15 protein-coding genes are annotated in these 18694 nt (G+C 65.7%); 6 read left to right on the top strand and 9 right to left on the bottom strand.

The genetic code is table 11. The annotated features are described in order from the left end of the window. Positions 1-19 precede the first annotated feature (19 nt). From ACCC94_RS17935 to ACCC94_RS17900, 8 genes are all read right to left on the bottom strand, one after another. Positions 20-808 (bottom strand): ABC transporter permease, encoded by a 789-nt coding sequence (locus tag ACCC94_RS17935; RefSeq protein ID WP_413350840.1) that lies wholly within the window; start codon positions 806-808, stop codon positions 20-22. A 50-nt stretch (positions 809-858) separates the two neighbouring features. Beyond that, positions 859-2265, bottom strand: a complete 1407-nt coding sequence (locus ACCC94_RS17930) for an ABC transporter substrate-binding protein (RefSeq protein ID WP_413350839.1) — start codon at positions 2263-2265, stop codon at positions 859-861. A gap of 219 nt (positions 2266-2484) precedes the next feature. Beyond that, positions 2485-2730, bottom strand: coding sequence for a ferredoxin family protein (locus tag ACCC94_RS17925; RefSeq protein WP_024767017.1), 246 nt, complete (start codon positions 2728-2730; stop codon positions 2485-2487). Positions 2731-3035: 305 nt separating this feature from the next. Next, positions 3036-4787 carry a fumarate reductase/succinate dehydrogenase flavoprotein subunit gene (locus tag ACCC94_RS17920; RefSeq protein ID WP_413350838.1) on the bottom strand — a complete coding sequence of 584 codons (1752 nt, stop codon included), beginning with the start codon at positions 4785-4787 and terminating at the stop codon, positions 3036-3038. Further along, positions 4784-5533, bottom strand: coding sequence for a GntR family transcriptional regulator (locus tag ACCC94_RS17915; RefSeq protein ID WP_413350837.1), 750 nt, complete (start codon positions 5531-5533; stop codon positions 4784-4786). Before ACCC94_RS17915 ends, ACCC94_RS17920 begins: the two co-directional genes overlap by 4 nt. A gap of 532 nt (positions 5534-6065) precedes the next feature. Next, positions 6066-6956 (bottom strand): TauD/TfdA dioxygenase family protein, encoded by an 891-nt coding sequence (locus tag ACCC94_RS17910; protein ID WP_413350836.1) that lies wholly within the window; start codon positions 6954-6956, stop codon positions 6066-6068. Positions 6957-7161: 205 nt separating this feature from the next. After that, positions 7162-8067, bottom strand: a complete 906-nt coding sequence (locus tag ACCC94_RS17905) for a TauD/TfdA dioxygenase family protein (protein WP_413350835.1) — start codon at positions 8065-8067, stop codon at positions 7162-7164. 56 nt (positions 8068-8123) lie between these two features. Beyond that, positions 8124-10493, bottom strand: coding sequence for a TonB-dependent receptor (locus tag ACCC94_RS17900; RefSeq protein WP_413350834.1), 2370 nt, complete (start codon positions 10491-10493; stop codon positions 8124-8126). Positions 10494-10803: 310 nt separating this feature from the next. Here ACCC94_RS17900 and ACCC94_RS17895 point away from each other — a divergent pair, with 310 nt between their 5' ends. Next, complete coding sequence (locus ACCC94_RS17895; RefSeq protein ID WP_413350833.1) at positions 10804-11724, top strand: LysR family transcriptional regulator; 921 nt, start codon at positions 10804-10806, stop codon at positions 11722-11724. A gap of 305 nt (positions 11725-12029) precedes the next feature. Here the strand turns inward: ACCC94_RS17895 and ACCC94_RS17890 are convergent, their stop codons facing one another. Next, complete coding sequence (locus tag ACCC94_RS17890; protein WP_413350832.1) at positions 12030-12464, bottom strand: carboxymuconolactone decarboxylase family protein; 435 nt, start codon at positions 12462-12464, stop codon at positions 12030-12032. Positions 12465-12733: 269 nt separating this feature from the next. On the opposite strand from ACCC94_RS17890, the gene pedF reads away from it, so the two are divergent. From pedF to ACCC94_RS17865, 5 genes are all read left to right on the top strand, one after another. Next, complete coding sequence (pedF, locus tag ACCC94_RS17885; RefSeq protein ID WP_017518368.1) at positions 12734-13171, top strand: cytochrome c-550 PedF; 438 nt, start codon at positions 12734-12736, stop codon at positions 13169-13171. 5 nt (positions 13172-13176) lie between these two features. Continuing rightward, positions 13177-14076, top strand: a complete 900-nt coding sequence (locus tag ACCC94_RS17880) for a substrate-binding periplasmic protein (RefSeq protein WP_413350831.1) — start codon at positions 13177-13179, stop codon at positions 14074-14076. Positions 14077-14086: 10 nt separating this feature from the next. Beyond that, entirely contained in the window at positions 14087-14836 is a 750-nt protein-coding gene (locus tag ACCC94_RS17875) for a quinoprotein dehydrogenase-associated SoxYZ-like carrier (RefSeq protein ID WP_413350830.1), read from the top strand. Positions 14837-14862: 26 nt separating this feature from the next. Continuing rightward, the gene (locus ACCC94_RS17870) at positions 14863-15792 is read left to right on the top strand and encodes a quinoprotein relay system zinc metallohydrolase 1 (protein WP_413350829.1); all 930 of its coding nucleotides are present in this window, start codon (positions 14863-14865) and stop codon (positions 15790-15792) included. A gap of 400 nt (positions 15793-16192) precedes the next feature. Next, positions 16193-17962, top strand: coding sequence for a methanol/ethanol family PQQ-dependent dehydrogenase (locus ACCC94_RS17865; RefSeq protein WP_413350828.1), 1770 nt, complete (start codon positions 16193-16195; stop codon positions 17960-17962). Positions 17963-18694: the final 732 nt, after the last annotated feature.

Raw genomic sequence — 18694 nt, 5'->3', positions numbered from 1 at the left:
GGTGCGCTGGCGGGCAAGGTCATGGCTTGCCTCCGGCCTGGCGCTGCCAGGGCGTGACCAGGGCGCCGAGCTGGCGCACCAGCAGGCTGCTGGCCATGCCGAGCACGCCGATCAGCAGCATGCCGACGACGATGTCGGGGTAGTTCTGCAAGGTGTAGGACTCCCAGGTGTAATAGCCGATGCCCCATTGCCCGGAGATCATCTCGGCGGTCACCAGGCAGAACCACGAGGTGCCCATGCCGATGGCAAGGCCGGTGACGATGCTCGGCGCGGCGCCCGGCAGCACCACTTCGCGCAGCAGCGCCAGGCGCCCGGCCCCGAGGCTTCGGGCGGAGGCGAGCAGGCGCGGGTCGACCGCTTCGACGCCGTGGATGGTATTGAGCAGGATGGGGAACAGTGCGCCGGTGAAGGTGATGAAGATCATCGACAGCTCGGAGCTGGGGAACATCAGGATCGCCAGTGGAATCCACGCCACCGCCGGGATCGGCCGCAGCACTTCCAGCGGCGGCAGCAGGCTGTCGCGCGCCCAGCGTCCACGTCCGATGACCAGCCCGAGGAGGATGCCGGCGAAGGCCGCCAGCAGGTAGCCGGCGAGCACCCGCAGCAGGCTGCTGCCCAGGTGGCGGCCGAGCTTGCTCGATTGCGCGAGGTTCCAGGCGGCATCGAGCACGTCACGCGGACCGGGCACGTTGGCGAAGGTGACCACGCCGAGATCGACGTGGTGCGTACTGAGCACCTGCCAGAGCGCGAGGCAGACCAGCAGCGAGGCCAGGCGCAGGCTCCAGCGGGTGAGGGTGGTGCTGTTCATCGGCTTGTCTCCGCAGCCCCGGCACGTGGGCGCCGGGGCTGGTCTTCATTTCAGCGGCTGGCCACGGCCTGCTGGCTGGCAGCGGTGAAGTCGGCGACCTCTCCGCCGTGCTGGCGGGCGAAGGCGTCGGCCTGTTCGCGCAGCAGGAAGGCATCCAGCGAACCGTCCTTGCCGCGCACGAACCAGGCCTGCCCGGCGAGCAGCTTGATACCGCTGTCGCTGGCCTGGGCGTACACCGCGCGGATGTCCTTGCCCTGTTGCTTGAGTTCGGCGAGCTGGCCCAGCGCTTCCTTGGCGGTGGCGTAGCTGCGCACCTTCGGCTCGCCACGTACCCAGATCTGCGCGACCTTGCGGGTATCGCTGATCGGCTTGTTGGTCAGCGCGTCATTGCCCAGCAGCGGCTGTTGCGCGTAGTTCTTCAACGCCTGCTCGTAGTCGGCGCCGGAGGCCCTGAAGGCGGCGCGGATATAGCGGTCGTCGACGAACTGCTCGACGTTCAGCCCGCGGTCGGCCTTCTTCAGCAGCTTCAGGGTGTCGATGGCGGTGGCCACGGCCTGGCGGTACTCCGGCTTCCAGGTCAGGTCGCGGGTCTGCAGGCCGAGCGGGCCGTGGAACAGGTAGTTCACCTCGGCGGGAATGCCGGCGACCTTCTCGATCAGCTCGCTGTACTTCTCCGGTTCCTTCGCCAGCAGTTGGTTGGCTTCAAAGGTGGCGCGCAGGTAGGCCTGGACGATTTCCGGGTACTTCTGCGCGTAGTCGGCCTCCACCAGCGCACCGTGGAAGGTCGGCGCCTTGGCCTGGGAGCCGTCGTAGATCTTGCGGGCGATGCCGCGGCTTTCGAACAGCTCGGCGAAGGGCACGAAGTCGGCGTGGGCAGCGATCTTGTTGGCCTGCAGGGCGGAGCCGGCGACTTCCGGCGGCTGCGCGATGATGGTGACGTCCTTCTCCGGGTCCCAGCCTTGCGCCGCGATGGCGCGCAGCAGCAGGCCATGGGCGGTGGAGGCGAAGGGCACGGAGATGGTCTGGCCCTTGAGTTCGGCCAGCGATTGCACCTTGGACGAGGCGGGAACGACGATGCCGTTGCCGCTGCCCTCGATGCTGCCCGAGAGCACGCTGATGAACAGGCTGCGCTTGCCGGCGGCCTCGTGGGCGACGCCGTTGAGCGAGCCGGGGAAGTCGGCCATGGCGCCGAAGTCGAGCTTGCCGGCGAGCATCTCGTTGGTCAGCGGCGCGCCGCTGGTGAAGTTCTTCCACTGCACGTCGTACTGCGCGTCCTTGTAGGCGCCGTCGTGGGGCAGGTACTTGTCGAGCAGGCCGAGTTCACGGATCAGCAGGCCGCCGGCGGCGCAGTTGATGGTGGTGTCCTGGGTGCCGATGGCGATGCGAATGGTCTCTCCGTGTGCGGTGATGCTGGCAATGGCGAGCGCGAGGCCGGCCAGGGTGGTGCGCAAGGTCATGGGTGTTCCCCTCGAATCATGAGTGTTGGAATCGTCTCCGCCGCGGGCCCGCGGTGGGAAACGAGGGGGTGGTGCGTCAGGCGTCCGGTCGTTGGCCGGTTGCTTTTTTTAGGTGTTTGTGGGGCTTTTCGTAGGAGCGAGCTTGCTCGCGAACAGCTCCTCTGCCGGTCCTGGTTCGCGAGCAAGCTCGCTCCTACAGGGAAACTTCGTTGCGGAAACTCAACGCAGCAGATACGGAATCTCGACCCGCACGGCGCCGGTCGGGCAGTCCTTTTCGCAGGGCATGCAGTACCAGCATTCGTCGAAGGCCATGTAGGCCTTCTGGGTGGCGGGGTTGATCGCCAGCAGGTCCATCGGGCAGACCTCGACGCAGACGGTGCAGCCCTTGTCGGCGATGCACTTGTCCTCGTCCACCGTCACCGGGGCGCTGGAACGGAAGAAGATTTCCTGGGGTTGGTAGGCCATTGCACGCGGTCCTCATCGTGTTGCTTGCCGGCCGTCTTGGCGGCGGGCTGGTTGTTCGGGGCGAAGTTTCGGCGCGGTGGCTCGTTACCCTCTCCCCAACCCTCTCCCTGAAGGGAGAGGGGGCTTGATCGTCCCGGCGGATAGCGATGAGCTCGCCGGACGGATCTTTTTTGTTCGGTGTTGCGGGCATTGCTGTGCTCGCCGGCTGGCTCCGTGGTTGCCGCTCGCGCCGTATGGCTCCCTCTACCGCTTGCGGGAGAGGGCGGGGGGAGAGGGGCTCTTCACGCCACCCATCCCGCAAGACATCAAGCCGCCTCGCTCTTCACCCGCAGCTTCTCGTAAGCCTGCTGCTCATCCTCATCCAGCGCGATCACGTACGGCTCGATGGGCTTCTTGAAACTGGTCATCACGCCGTTCTCGCCCTTCTTCAGGTGCGCATGGCAGAACCATTCGGCGTCGTTGCGCAGCGGGTAGTCGACGCGGTGGTGGTACAGGCCCCAGCGGCTTTCGGTGCGGAACAGCGAGGCGCGGGCGGCCATCTCGGCGCAGTCGCGGATCACGCTGACTTCCATGGCGCGCATCAGCTCGTGGGGGTTGTTGGCCTTCATCTGGTCGAGGTCGTGGGCAATCTCGGCGAAGCGCTGCAGGCCGATCTCCATCTTCTTCGTCACCTTGGGCGGCTGCAGGTAGTCGTTGACCATCCGCCGCAGCTTGTATTCCACCTGCGCCGGCGGCAGGCCGTGCTCGCGCTTGAGCGGGGCGAACACGCGTTCGCGCTCGCACTCTACCTGCGCCGTATCGACCTCACTGAACTCGCGCCCGGCCACGTACTGCGCGGCGTTGGTGCCGGCGAACCAGCCGTAGGTGAAGGCGCCGAGCATGTAGTTATGCGGCACGGCGGCCATGTCGCCGGCCGAGTACAGGCCCTTCACGCTGGTCTCGGCCTTCTCGTTGACCCACACGCCCGAGGCCGAATGGCCGGAGCAGAAGCCGATCTCCGAGATGTGCATTTCCACCATCTGCTGGCGGTAGTCGGTGCCGCGCCCGGCGTGGAACTGGCCACGGCTGGGGCGTTCGTTGCTGTGGAGGATTTCCTCGATGGTCTGGATGGTTTCCTCGGCCAGGTGGTCGAGCTTGAGGAACACGGGGCCGTTGCCGCCTTCGAGTTCCTGGTGGAACTCCCACATCATCTGACCGCTCCAGTAGTCGCACTCGATGAAGCGCTCGCCCTTGCTGTTGGCGGTGTAGCCGCCCAGCGGGCCGGTGACGTAGGCGCAGGCCGGGCCGTTGTAGTCCTTGATCAGCGGGTTGATCTGGAAGCACTCCAGGTTCGAAAGCTCCGCCCCGGCGTGGTAAGCCATGGCGTAGCCGTCGCCGGCGTTGGTGGGGTTCTCGTAGGTGCCCATCAGGTAGCCGGACGAGGGCAGGCCCAGGCGCCCGGCAGCGCCGCAGGCGAGGACCACGGCCTTGGCGCGGATCACCTGGAACTGCGCGGTGCGGCAGTCGAAACCGAGCAGGCCGTTGACTGCGCCATCCCCATCGGTGAGCAGGCGGGTGACCACCAGGCGATTGGTGATCTCGATGCGCGCACGCTTGAGCTGGCGGTACAGCACCTTCTTGATGTCGTGGCCCTCGGGCATGGGCAGTACGTACGCGCCCATGTGGTGGACCTTCTTCACGGCGTAGTCGCCGACCTCATCCTTCTCGAACTTCACGCCCCAGCGGTCCAGCTGCTGCAGGGTCTCGAAACTGTGGGTGGCGTAGGCGTAGACCGCCGCCTGGTTGACGATGCCGTCGTTGGCGACGGTGATTTCCTTGGTGTACTGCTCGGGCGTGGCGTGGCCGGGAATGATGGCGTTGTTCAGGCCGTCCATCCCCATGCTGATGGCGCCGCTGCGCTTCACATTCGCTTTATCCACCAGCAGCACGCGCAGTTCGCGGTTGGCTTCCTTGGCCTTGATCGCGGCCATCGGGCCGGCGGTGCCGCCGCCGATCACCACGATGTCGTAGGCGAGTTCCTTGTCCTCGGGAACCTGGGAGAGGTCGAACTGGCTCATTGATGCTGTCCCTTGTGGCGGTCGATGCGCAGGCGGTACTGGAAGGCATCGCCGCGGTAGTAGAGGTGTTCGTAGTCCAGCGGCGTGCCATCGGCGGTGTGGGTCAGGCGCTCGATGCGCATCACCGGCGAGCCTTCTTCCACCTCCAGCGCGACGGCCAGTTCGGCGTCGGCGAGGATGGCGTCGATGGCGAGGTCGGCGTGGCCCAGGGGCAGGGCGCAGTCGTTCTCGAGGATGAGGAATATGTCGCGGCTGACCAGGTCGGCCTTCTCCAGGCGCTTGCCGACGTGCTCGGGCAGCCAGGTGATTTCCAGCGAGACCAGCTCGCGGTTGACCAGGCGGGCACGCTTGATCTGCACCACGTTGTCACCCTCGGCGACCTGCAGGCGCGCGGCGACCTGGGCGTTGGCCGGCACGGTCTTGAAGCTGCGCAGGCGGTTGATCACCTCGTAACCGCGCTGGGTCATGGACTCGCCCAGGCCCTGCAGGGTGCTGACGTTCTGGAACGCCTTGGGCTTGGCGACGAAGGTGCCCTTGCCGTGGATCTTGAAGATCAGCCCTTCCTTCTGCAGGTCGCCCAGCGCCTGGCGCACGGTGATGCGGCTGACGTCGAACAGCTTGCCCAGCTCGGCCTCGGAGGGCATGCGGCTGAGCGGCGGATAGGTGCCGTCGAGGATGCGCGTGCGCAGGACTTCCTTGAGCTGGCTGTAGAGCGGAACGGGGGATAGGGGGAGTAGTTCGGCCATGTTCATAACTTGTTATGACGAGTTGCCGAAACTATAAAAGGAATAGCTGATTCAGGACAAGAAACGATTTTGCATAAGCATAGAAAGCGCAGTCGCGGGAAGCTTTTCGTAGGAGCGAGCTTGCTCGCGAACAGCCTGACGCTTGAGCAGCCGGGAATTTCGTTCGCGAGCAAGCTCGCTCCTACAAAAATCAAAAGCCCTCCTGCAAGGACTTCCTGTTCGTAGGGCGCATAACGCGCCAGCGTTTTCCGCCCTACGCGGCTCTTTGTAGGAGCGAGCTTGCTCGCGAACCGGGGCTGGCACCCCGAGCGGCCGGAAACCATCGCGGACGGAGTCCGCTCCTACGCCAGTCTCAGTTCCGTAGGGCGCATAACGCGCCAGCGTTATCCGCCGTGAGTGGGCCGGCGGATAACCTGTTCCAGGTTATGCGCCCTACGCGGCTCTTCGTAGGAGCGAGCTTGCTCGCGAACCCGGGCGGGCACCGTAAGCGGCCGGGAAACCATCGCGGACGGAGTCCGCTCCTACGTGAGCATCAGAACGGTCGGCTGCCCGACAGGCTGATGCGCTTCAGGCGGCGCTTCTCGCTGGCCGGGAAGGCATTACGGCCATGCAGCACCGCCTGGTTGTCCCACCAGACGATGTCCCCGACCGACCATTTGTGGCTGTAGATCAGCTCGGGTTTCTGCAGGTGTTCGCGCAGCTTCTCCACCAGTGCCGCGCCCTGTTGCGGATCGGCACCGGGTATTTCCACTTCGGTGTGCACGGAGAGGAACAGCACGCGCTTGCCGTTCTCCGGATGGGTGCGCACCAGCGGATGCTCGGTGCCCTGGATGGGCTCGATATCCGGTGTGCGGTAGCGGACGAAGGTGCCGTTGTAGCCGCCGCTCTTCAGGCGGATGAAGGGGTTGTAGTTGATCAGCTTGAGCGGGTCGATCTCGGCGCGGGTCGCCTCGTCCAGTGTCTCGTAGGCGCGGGCGAGGTTGGTGAACTGGGTTTCGCCGCCGGTTCTGGGCACCTCCAGCGCGTAGAGGAAGGAGCCGGAAGAGGGCACCGGCGTCCACTGGTGATCGACGTGGGCCGGCAGGGCAAAGTTGCCCAGCTCGCCATCCTCGGTGTTGGCCACCTTGACGATGTCCGGGGCCTTGCCGTCGGCGCCGGAGGACAGTACCGGCACATCGGCCGGCGGCTGGAACACCGCGCCGAACAGGGTGGCGAAGCGCAGGTACTGCCGATCGTCGAGCTGCTGGTCCTTGAAGATCAGGATGTGGTGCTCGCGGTGCGCCTGCTTGATCGCCAGGATCTGTTCCGGGGTCAGCGGCTCGCGGGCGTCCAGGCCTCGGACTTCGGCGCCCAGAGGGGCGTCGAGGGGAACGATGGCGAAGGGTTCGGGGGTGGTTTTCGGCAGGGCGTTGGATTGAGTCATCGGGATGTTCCTGAGTTTGGGGGATTCCCTCTCCCCAGCCCTCTCCCTGAAGGGAGAGGGGGTATTCGAGTGAGGCATGCCTGCTGTGCTCTCCTGACACTTCGATATCAGGAGGAGACCATGGCTGCACTTCACGCCGATCCAGTCCCCTCTCCCTTCAGGGAGAGGGTTAGGGAGAGGGGCTGTTCGTGTCTGGGGCCAGAGCTCAAACCTTCTTGATCGTCCGGCTGCGCTGCCCGTCGATACCCACCGGCACGTCGCCTTCCAGGGTCACGCGGCGCACGATGCGCGGCTGGGTGCCGTAGTCGTCGACGGCGTAGTGCTGGGTTGCGCGGTTGTCCCAGATGGCCACGTCGCCCGGCTGCCAGCGCCAGCGCACGGTATTTTCCAGGCGGGTGACGTGGCTCTGCAGCACGGCGAACAGGTGCGCGGAGTCATGTTGCGACAGGCCCTTCAGGCGCTTGACGAAATGCCCCAGCAGCAGGGTTTTCTCGCCGCTGACCGGGTGCACGCGCACCACCGGGTGTTCGGTCTCGTAGACGGTGGAGGTGAAGATCTTGCGGTACTCCTCCAGGCGCGCCGGGTCGGCGTTGGGCTTGGCGCCGGCGTAGTCGTACTCGTTGCTGTGCACGGCCCAGAGCGAGTCGGCCAGGGCCTTGAGCTCCGGCGTCAGGTCGTCATAGGCGCTGGCGGTATTCGCCCACACGGTGTCGCCGCCGGCGTCGGGCGCCACCACGTTGCGCAGGATCGACGCCTTCGGATAGGCCTCGACGAAGGTCACGTCGGTGTGCCAGGAGTTGGCGCGGCGGCCCTGTGCTCCGTCCAGTTCCAGCAGATAGTGGGTGCCTTCCTGCACCGGCACGGTGGGGTGCGCTACCGGCTTGCCGAGCAGGTGGGCGAAGGCCTCCTGGCCCTGGTCGTCGAGCTGCGTCTGGCCGCGGAAGAAGATCACCTTGTGCTTCACCAGCGCGGCCTGGATCGCATCGACGGTGGCGGCGTCCAGTTCGCCGGACAGTGTCACGCCGCGAATCTCCGCGCCGATACGCCCGGCGACCGGGTGGATGTCCAGATTGACGAGGTCTTGCTTGATAGCTTGTGCTGCGTTGCTCATCTCATCGTCCTCTTGCTGTGCAATGGAGCCGCGCACGCGGGCGCGGCGGATGGGGATCAGAAGTCGTAACGAACCGAGGCGCCCAGGGTGCGCGGCTGCCCCACCGAGGCGGTGTAGGAGCCGTTGATGCTGGCGAAGGCGGCCAGGTAGTAGTCCTTGTCGAAGGCGTTCTTCAGCCAGACCGAGGCGTCCAGCTGACCGTCGCCGAGGTCCTTGCGCAGGCCGACGGAGAAGTTCGCCAGGCCGTAGCCGTCGATCTTCGAGAGGTCGGAGTTGTCCAGCGTGCCCTCGGCCTCGGAGCGGTAGGAGTAGCTGCCGGTCACGTACGGGCGGATGCCGTCGTCGAGGTTCCAGGCGTATTCGCCGTTGAGGTTGGCGATCCACTTCGAGGCGCCGACCACGCGCTGGCCAGTGAGGTCGCAACTGGCTGGCGCATTGGGTTGAGTGGAGACTTCCGCCGGGCACGGGGCGTCCTTGAACGAGAGATAGGTGACGTCGTTATAGGAGCCGTTGAAGTTCAGCGTCAGGCCACGAATGGGCAGGGCGGTCGCCTCGAATTCCAGGCCGCGCGAACGCACGCTGCCGGCGTTTGAGAGCACCGATACCAGCTGGGTCGAGCCCGGCGGCTGGTACAGGGTGGTCGCCTGGTAGCCGTGGATGCCGGTCCAGAACAGGTTGGTGTTGAGCTGCAGGCGGTTGTCGAACAGGGTGGTCTTGATCCCCAGTTCGGCGTCGTTGGCGCGTTCCGGGCCGACCAGCAGGGAGTCCGCGCCGGCCGTCGGGGCGCTGGCCACCGCCAGGTTCACGCCACCGGATTTCTCGCCGTGGGACAGCGAGGCGTAGCCCAGGAAGTCGTCGGTGAACTGGTAGCTCAGGCTCAGCAGCGCCGAGGGCGCGAAGCTATAGAGGCTGAGGTCGCCCGAGTCGTAGGCGCCCAACTGATTGCGCCGGACTACCGCGCCGACGCCGGTCACCGGGTCGCCGCCCACCGGCGAGAAGCGCTCGACCTTGGCGTCCTTCTCCTCGTAGGTACCGCGCAGGCCAGCGGTGAAGTCCAGCTTGTCGGTGAGGTGCCAGGTGCCCTGGGCGAACAGCGCGAAGCTGTCGGTCTCGATCTTGCCGTTGGCCTTGGAGTAGGTGTTGTTCAGGGCGTTGAGGTTGGTGCCCAGCAGGTAGCGGTCGGCCAGCGGGCCATAATCGGTGAAGGTCTTGTTGCCCAGGTTCTGGTTGAACGCATAGGCGCCCAGCACGTAGTCGAAGAAGCCGCCGGTGGGCGAGGCCAGGCGGATTTCCTGGGAGAACTGGCGGTCATGGACTTCCACGCCGGTGTTGTTGATCGCCGAGACGTTGAGTTGCTCGTCGTTAGCCGGGGTGAAGTGCCAGTAGCGGTAGGCGCTGATGGAGGTCAGCTTGTAGCCGCCGTTGAGGTTCCAGTTGGCCTCTACCGAGCTGCCGCCCTGGTGCACGCTGACGTGCTGGCGGCTGTTGATGTTGACCTTGTGCCGGTCCGGATCGCGAATCGGGGAAGCGCCCACCGCGGAGGCGCGCTGCCAGAAACGGTCGGCGGCGCCGTAGACCACCATGCTGCCGTTGCTGGAGTCCTCCTCGTTGTAGTCGTTGATCCAGCGCAGGTCGAAGTCCTCGTTGGGCTTGAACAGCAGTTGCCCGCGGATGCCCTGGCGCTCGCCGCCGTTGAGGTAGTTGTCGTCGTGGATGTTCTTGATGTAGCCGTCATCGCGGGTGCGATAGGCCGAGACGCGCCCGGCCAGGGTGTCGGTCAACGCGCCGGAGACAGTGCCCTTGCCCTGGAAGTAGCCGTCCTGGCCGCCGGAAACCTCGACGCTGCGCTCGGGGCTGAAGGTTGGCGCGCGGGTGCTGATGTTCAGCACGCCGGCCGTGGTGTTCTTGCCGAACAGCGTGCCCTGCGGGCCGCGCAGCAATTCCAGTTGCTCGATGTCCAGCAGGTCGAATACCGCCATGCCCGGCCGGCCCAGGTACACGTTGTCCAGGTAGACGCCGGCGCTGCCTTCCAGGCCGTCGCTGGCCGGGTTGTTGCCGATACCGCGCACGGCGATGCTCGACTGCCGCGCGTGGATGAAGGCGACGTTCACGCTGGGCAGGATCTGCTGCAGGTCCTGCACCTTGTAGACGCGCTGGGTTTCCAGGGTTTCGCCGCCGACCACGGTGATCGGCGTGGGCACCTTCTGCGAATCCTCCTCGCGCCGGCGGGCGGTCACGGTGACCTTGCCCAGGGTGGCATCGGCCTTGGCCGGTGCAGCGCTGACGGGCTTGCTGGCGTCACTGCCGGCGCTGCGGTCCTCGGCTTCCTCGGCGAATGCCGGCAGCGCGCCGCCCAGGGCCAGCAGCACGATGGCGTAGCGCAGCCGGTGGAGTTTGGAGGGGAAGGGCGAATGTCTGAAAGTCATGCTGTGTCCTTGTCTGTCCGCGCTTATCGCGGGCAAAAGGGGGCCGCGCCACGCAGCAGTGGCGAACGACGTTTTTCTTGGGTTTGGGTGCGGCTTTGGCTGTCAGCGACAGCGGGACAGGCACATTCGCGAGGAAAGGAGGTGCAAGGCTGGCATCGGGCGACTCCTGGTCTGAGCTATATTCTTAGTTCATAAAAGAATAGATGTTTGTTTTATTCTTCATTGACGGAATAAGAGCTTGCATTTAAAACCAGCGCATACGAAAGCGGCAAATGCCTTTGCCCACTATTTTCAATGCCGGAAATGCATCATGGATCTGCGCCAGCTCCGCTACTTCATCGCCCTCAACGAACACCGCAGCTTCGTCCGCGCCGCCGATGCCATGGGCATCACCCAGCCAGCGTTCAGCCGGAGCATCCAGGGCCTGGAGCAGGAACTGGGCTGCCGCCTGGTGGACCGCGGCAGCAAGGACCTGCGCCCGACGCCCGAGGGGCAGGTGGTGCTGCAGCACGCGCTGAGCCTGGTGCAGGGCGCCAACAACCTGAGCCACGCGGTGGCCCGGCTGAACAAGCTGGACTCGGGTGAGCTGCGCTTCGGCAGCGGGCCGGCGCCGGCGCAGAAGCTGGTATCGGATGCGGTATCGCGTTTCGTCCAGCGCTACCCGCGCATCCACATCCAGTTCGGCGTGGACAACTGGGAGCGCCTGGCGCGCAGCCTCAGCCGCGAGGAGATCGAGTTCTTCGTCGCCGACATCCGTCATTTCGAGGCCGACCCGAACTTCCAGACCCGCGCGCTGAAGCCGCGCAGCGGGCTGTTCTTCTGTCGCGAGGGGCACCCGCTGCTGGCCAAGGAGAGCCTGTCCACCAACGACATGTTCGCCTACCCGCTGGCGGCCACGCTGATCCCGCCCAGCGCGCGGAAGATGCTCGCCAACCTCAGCGGCAAGATCGACATCACCACCAACGTGCAGTGCGAGGACATGGCCTCGCTGGTGCGCATCGTCAGCCAGACCGACGCCATCGGCATCGCCGTGGAAGAGGCGCTGAGCGAGCCGATGGCGCGCGGCGAACTGGTGCGATTGCACTTCCGCAACCTGCCGCAGAACGTCGACATCCTCCAGGCCCGCTGCGGCATCGTCACCCGTAGCGGCGACCGCCTCTCGGCGGCGGCGCGGGCGATGATCGAGCTATTGGTGGACCTCGATGCGGGCGTGGAAAGCGAGGTGGCGTGAGGGGGCTTTTGCAGGAGCGAGCTTGCTCGCGTACCCCGACCTCGCTGCGGGCCCGTTCGCGAGCAAGCTCGCTCCTACGAGATCTAGAGCCCGTCGTCCTAACCCTGGCTGTGCGCCCCGCTCCGAAGGGAGAGGGGACTGGTTCGGAGCAGGCTGAAACCATGGCGTCAGCCGGCACGGTTTGCTCCCTCTCCCTTCAGGGAGAGGGCGGGGGAGAGGGAAAGCCCAGGCACGGATTTTCAGAAGAGGACAGGTGTTTTCACCAGCCAGTCCGGGTTTGTGGTCGAAGGACGAGCTGTGCCCGTTCAGGGCACCATCGCCATCCCCACGCCGAAGCGGTTCCACGCATTGATGGTAGCGATCGCCAGGGTCAGGTTGACGATTTCCGCCTCGCTGAAGTGCTCGCGCAGGGCGTCGAACTGGTCCTGCGGGGCGTGTTTTTCCGGCAGGCGGGTGAGGCTTTCCACCCAGGCCAGCGCGGCGCGTTCGCGCTCGGTGAAGAAGCGGGTTTCCTCCCAGACGCTCAGGGTCTGCAGGCGCGCCTCGGTCTCGCCGGCCTTGCGCGCATCATTGGCGTGCATGTTCACGCAGTAAGCGCAGCCGTTGATCTGCGAGGCGCGCAGGCGCACCAGTTCCAGCAGCGAGGTTTCCAGGCCGGATTTGGCCAGGGCCTGTTCCAGGCCGATCATCGCCTTGTAGGCGTCGGGGGCGGCCTTGGGCCATTCGATTCGTGCGCTCATGCTGATCTCCAGTGGGGCCCGCCGGTGTGCGGGAATGGAGTCAAGTTACCGTCCGCAGCGCGGACTTCGAATAGCCAATTCCCGGCAATACCGGCAGACCAATGCAGGCCACTCCGCCGAGGTGCCCGCCCGCCGTTCTAGTACCAAGGGAGTAGGCGGGAGCATCCAAAGCAGGATTCGGTCGCCGGTCGCGCGTTCTTAACATCCTCATCACAGGCGTCCTTCCGTGCGCCGTGCCGTGCCAAGCATCTCGATGAGAGGATGAAGTGATGAACAACAAGAACGTGCTGTGTGGCCTGCTGTTAGTGGCCGGCCTGGGTGTCTCGGGTCTGGCCCTGTCCCACGGCAATGTGACGCCCCAAGCAGTGGATACCTCGGGGCTGGAACCGCTGGGCAAGGAATGGCGCGACACCAACCCCTACCGCGAGCCCTACGCCAATCACGCCAAGGCGGTGGAGATCGGCGCGTCGGCCTACAACCAGAACTGCGCGCGTTGCCATGGGCTGGAGGCCAAGTCCGGTGGCATCGCCCCGGACCTGCGCATGCTCGATCCCGGCGCCGAGGGTGACGAGTGGTTCAAGGAGCGCGTGATCAACGGCGCGGTGCGCGATGGCGCGGTGTACATGCCGAAGATGGCCGACTACATCAGCCAGGAAGGTCTCTGGGCGATCCGCACCTACCTGGACAGCGTGCACGTGGAAGAGTGATCGCCATGCGCCTGCCCAAGTTGCTGACCGGCCTGCTGCTGAGCATGGTGCTGTGCCTGCTGCTGGGGCAGGCGCATGCCGGTGTTCGTCCCTACGAGGACATGGTCGCCAGCGGCGTGCTGCGGGTGGCCGTTTACGAGAATTTCCCGCCCTACAGCTTCATGCAGGACGGCCAGCCGCGCGGGGTCGACGTGGACCTCGCGCAACGGCTCGCCAGCGGCCTTGGCCTGCGCACTGAGTTCCTCTGGGTCACGCCCGGCGAACGCCTGGACGACGACCTGCGCAACTTCATCTGGAAGGGCCATTACCTGCGCCCTGGCGTGGTCGCCGATGTGATGCTGCGCGTGCCCTACGACCGCCAGTACGCCAACCGGCGCAACGACGTCGGCGAGTTCGCCAACGAGCAGGTGGTGATGTTCGGCCCCTACCAGCGCGAGCGCTGGCAGGTGGTGAGCGACGACCGCCGGCTGCCCGAGGTCGATACCATCGCCGCGTTCCGCGAACACCCCATCGGCGTCGAGCTGGACAGCGTGCCGTCGTTCTATCTGACTTCGGTGCTGGGCGGCCAGCTCAGCCGCATGACCGTGCACTTCCCCAGCACCCAGGCGGCCTTCGACGGTATGCGCGCGGGCAAGGTGGATGCGGTGATGGCCCTGCGCGGCGAGCTGGACTGGATGCGCGCGCAAGCGGCGGACGAGCATTTGAAGAATGCCGAAAACACCTATCCCAACCTCGGCCAGCCGGAGTGGGATATCGGCATGGCGGTACATGAGAGCAACCGCCAGCTCTCCAACGCCCTGGACGGCGAGCTGGAGGAGCTGGTGCGCAGCGGCGAGATGGAAAAGCTCTACGGGGCGTACGGGGTGCGCTACGAGCTGCCGGGACTCTATCAGGACGTGCAATGAGGGAATGCTGATGCACAGGCGCGAACTGCTGCTGGGGATCTGCGCACTGCCGCTGCTGGCAGCGGCGGTGGAGGGCGACCCGATGCCCTCGGTGATGTGGGAGTATCACCACAAGCGCCTGTTGAACGGCGAACCCTACGTCTTCGATGAGCGGGTGAAGCTGGGCGTGCCGCCATTCGCCGAGGACTCGCGACAGGTGCCGGTGGAGGTGGACGCCCGCGCCTTGCCGGGGCGCTTCGACCGCCTGCTGCTGTGGGCCGAGCTCAATCCGATTCCCCATGTGCTGACGCTCTATCCGGGCGAACACCTGGAGCCGCTGCTGGCAGTGCGCATTCGCATCGAACAGGCCACGCCGATCCGCGCCGCGCTGCGCGACGAGAAGGGCGTCTGGCACGTCGGCTCCGCCTGGATCGACGCGGCTGGGGGTGGCTGCACCGCGCCCAGCGTGGTGCGTGCGCAACCGGGGTGGGAAGACCGGCTTGGCCAGGTGCACGGCGAGTCTTACTCCAGAGGCGAGTACAGCCGCGTACGCCTGTCGGTGTCGCACCCGATGGACAATGGGCTGGTCGGCGGCGTTCCCGAGTTCTACCTCGATCACGCCGAGCTGCGCGGCCCGGACGGGGAGGTCTTCGCCCGGCTGGACCTGTTCCCCGCTGTCAGCGAGAACCCGACCTTCACCTTCGAGGTGCGCGGCCACCCGCACACCGAACTCTGGCTGCACGACAACAACGGCAACCAATTCCAGGCCGCTCTGCGCTGACGCCGCCCTGTACCGACGAGGTGCCCATGCGTTTCCTCCTGATCGCCCTGGCCTGCCTGTGCCTGCCGGCACTGGCCGACCTGCAGTACCACCTCCAGCCGCGGCAGATCGCCGAGGGCACCTGGCTGGTGGAAGGCAGTACCGACAACTTCGGCAAGAACAACGGCGGCGCCATCGTCAACGTTGCCTTCATCGACACCGGCGACGGCGTGCTGGTGATCGATACCGGTCCGTCGAAACGCTACGGCGAAGCCCTGCGCGCGCTGATCCAGCAGACCACCGGCAAGCCGGTAAAGCGCGTGCTGCTGACCCATCACCACCCCGACCACGTGCTGGGTAACCAGGCCTTCACCGACGTGCCCATCGGCGCGCTGGCCGGCACCAGCAAGCTGCTCAAGGAGCAGGGCAACGCCATGGCGGAGAACATGTACCGTCTGGTCGGCGACTGGATGCGTGGCACGGAAGTAGTGCTGCCCACCGCGATGGTGGAGCCGGGCGAACTGCAGATGGGTAGTCACCGGTTCCGGCTCATCGGCCTGCGTGGGCATACCGACGCCGACCTGGCGATCCTCGACGAGACCACGGGCGTGCTGTTCGCCGGGGACATCGTCTTCTATCAGCGCGCGCTGACCACGCCGAACAGTCCGGGGCTGGATGTGTGGCTGGGCGATATCGACACGCTGCAGAAGCTGCCGTGGAAGCTCATCGTCCCCGGCCATGGCCCCGTCGACACCGACGCCGCGCCCTTTGCGCAGATGCGCGATTACCTGGGCTGGCTCGACAGCGTTATGCGCGATGGCATCGCCCAGGGCGCCGACATGAACGACCTGCTGCGCACGCCCATCCCCGAGCGCTTCGCCGGCGTCAGCCTGACGCGCTACGAACTGATCCGCAGCGTCAGCCACCTCTATCCGCGCTACGAGCAGAAGGCGCTGCCGCGCGTCGACGAGCAGTGACCGCGCTTTCGTAGGATGGCGTGGAGCGCAGCGATACCCATCATTTCCAGGCACCAGCGGCATGGGTATCGCTGCGCTCCACCCATCCTACTCATACGCTGCTGCAGGATTCGACCGTAGGAGCGGACCTTGTCCGCGAAATCCTTCGCGGAGGGCTAGGTGTTTCCCGGTGAAATCCGGCGCATTGCGCTCTTGAAAGGCATGCATCGGCGGAGGACATCGCGGACAAGGTCCGCTCCTACGAGAGCCCTGTCTCACGCCCCTGCGGCCCGGTATTGCTACCAAGGAACTAGGAAATTCGGCACTGCGTTCAATTGTTGGTCCCGCCCCCCAAACCAAGAATCTGCGACAGACCGGGAAACTTTCCCGGGTACAACAACAATCGCAGAGGCGCACCGCCATGAGACAGCTTCAACCTTTCGCCCGCACCGTGCTGTTCACCGCCATCAGCCTGGCCACCCTGGGCGCCCAAGCCGGGGTGACCGACCAGGACATCAGCGATTCCGCCAAGCGCACCGACCAGATCGTGGTCAACGGGATCAACCAGCAGGGCCAGCGCTTCAGCCCGTTGAACACCCTGAACAGCGACAACGTGAAGGAACTGCGGCCGGTCTGGGCGCTGTCCTTCGGCGGCGAGAAGCAGCGCGGCCAGCAGGCGCAACCGCTGATCAAGGACGGCGTGATGTACGTCACCGCCTCCTACTCGCGGGTGTTCGCCGCCGATGCGCGCACCGGTCGCAAGCTCTGGCAGTACGACGCGCGCCTGCCCGACGGCATCATGCCCTGCTGTGACGTGATCAACCGCGGCGTGGCCCTGTACGGCGACCTGGTGATCTTCGGCACCCTCGACGCCAAGCTGGTCGCCCTGAACAAGGACACCGGCAAGGTGGTGTGGAAGAAGACCGTGGCGGACTACAAGGCCGGCTACTCCATCTCCGCCGCGCCGCTGATCGCCAAGGGCAAGCTGATCACCGGCGTGGCCGGCGGCGAGTTCGGTGTGGTCGGCAAGATCGAGGCCTACAACCCCACCAACGGCGAGCTGCTGTGGAGCCGCCCGACCGTGGAAGGCCACATGGGCTACGTCTACAAGGACGGCAAGGCCATCGAGAACGGCATCTCCGGCGGCGAGGCGGGCAAGACCTGGCCGGGCGACCTGTGGAAGACCGGTGGCGCCGCACCCTGGCTGGGCGGCTACTACGACCCGAGCACCGACTCGCTGTTCATCGGCACCGGTAACCCGTCGCCGTGGAACTCGCACCTGCGCCCCGGCGATAACCTGTACTCGTCCTCGCGCCTGGCGCTGAACCCGGAAGACGGCTCGATCAAGTGGCACTTCCAGACCACCCCGCATGACGGCTGGGATTTCGACGGCGTGAACGAGCTGGTGTCCTTCGACTACCAGGACGGCGGCAAGACCGTGCAGGCCGCGGCCACCGCCGACCGTAACGGCTTCTTCTACGTGCTCGATCGCACCAATGGCAAGTTCATCCGCGGCTTCCCCTTCGTCGACAAGGTGACCTGGGCCAAGGGCCTGGACAAGGACGGCCGGCCGATCTACGACGACGCCCACCGTCCGGGTGCGCCGGGTGCGGATGCCAAGGGCACTTCGGTGTTCGTCGCACCGTCCTTCCTCGGCGGCAAGAACTGGATGCCCATGGCCTACAGCCAGGACACCGGGCTGTTCTACGTGCCGTCCAACGAGTGGGGCATGGACATGTGGAACGAGAACATCGCCTATAAGAAGGGCGCGGCGTACCTCGGTGCGGGCTTCACCATCAAGCCGCTGAACGACAAGTACATCGGCGTGCTGCGCGCCATCGATCCGAAGACCGGCAAGCAGGTCTGGCGCTACGAGAACTACGCGCCGCTGTGGGGCGGTGTGCTGGCGACCCACGGCAACCTGGTGTTCACCGGCAACCCCGAGGGCTACCTGATGGCCTTCGACGCCAGGACCGGCAAGAAGCTCTACCAGTTCAACACCGGCTCGGGCGTGATCGCCTCGCCGATTACCTGGGAGATGGACGGCGAGCAGTACGTGACTGTCCTCTCCGGCTGGGGCGGCGCGGTGCCGCTGTGGGGTGGTGAAGTGGCCAAGCGCATCAAGGACCTGGACCAGGGCGGGATGATCTGGACCTTCAAGCTGCCCAAGGATCTGGTGGCGAAGAAGTGAGGGTGTTGTGAGGTGAACAGAGGGCCGGCCGTTGAGCTGGCCCTTTGTTTTTTGCGCGCCTGCCGGAGCTGGAGTGGGCCATGTCCGCGATCCGCCGACGAGGCCGGCGTTGAGTGGGTTCGCGAGCAAGCTCGCTCCTACAGGCGGGCCTCGGTGTCTCGGTTGGCGTAGGGGCGGACTCTGTCCGCGATGCTTCTGGCTTGGTGTTCTGCGTCGCTTCGGCGTGTGCGGATGTATTGGGTTTCGCCCCCTCGGGCGAGTCCCTTTTGTCAAACGCCACAAAAGGAACCAAAAAGTCTTGCCCCGGACATCCGGTTTTTCGCTTGGGGCGAAAAATTCCCTCGTTGAAGCGAAGTTTCAGGGGCACGCGTCGAAGGGCCATCCCTGGCCCATCGCAGCTCTCGCGACATCCATGTCGCTCAACCCCTGAAACTCCACTTCAACGAGGCCTCCTGAACGGGGCGTTCGGCGTGTGCGGAAGTCTCTCTGGAAATCTTCAAAATTCAGAGCCAGAGCCAGAGCCAGAGCCAGAGCCAGAGCCAGAGCCAGAGCCGTGTTGTGGGGTTCCCGTAGGAGCGGACCTTGTCCGCGAAATCCTTCGCGGCGGACCTTGCGCTGGCAGGCAACACCAGGTGCTCGCCGCCCCTGTAGGAGCGAGCTTGCTCGCGAACCACCCGGTACCTGAGGGGCGGGAAACACGCCGCGAGATAACCCCCCAAAGGGGGGGGGGCG

Source organism: Pseudomonas sp. Pseusp97 (assembly GCF_047304025.1).
Lineage (GTDB): Bacteria > Pseudomonadota > Gammaproteobacteria > Pseudomonadales > Pseudomonadaceae > Pseudomonas.
This window is presented reverse-complemented; position numbering and strand designations above follow the sequence as displayed.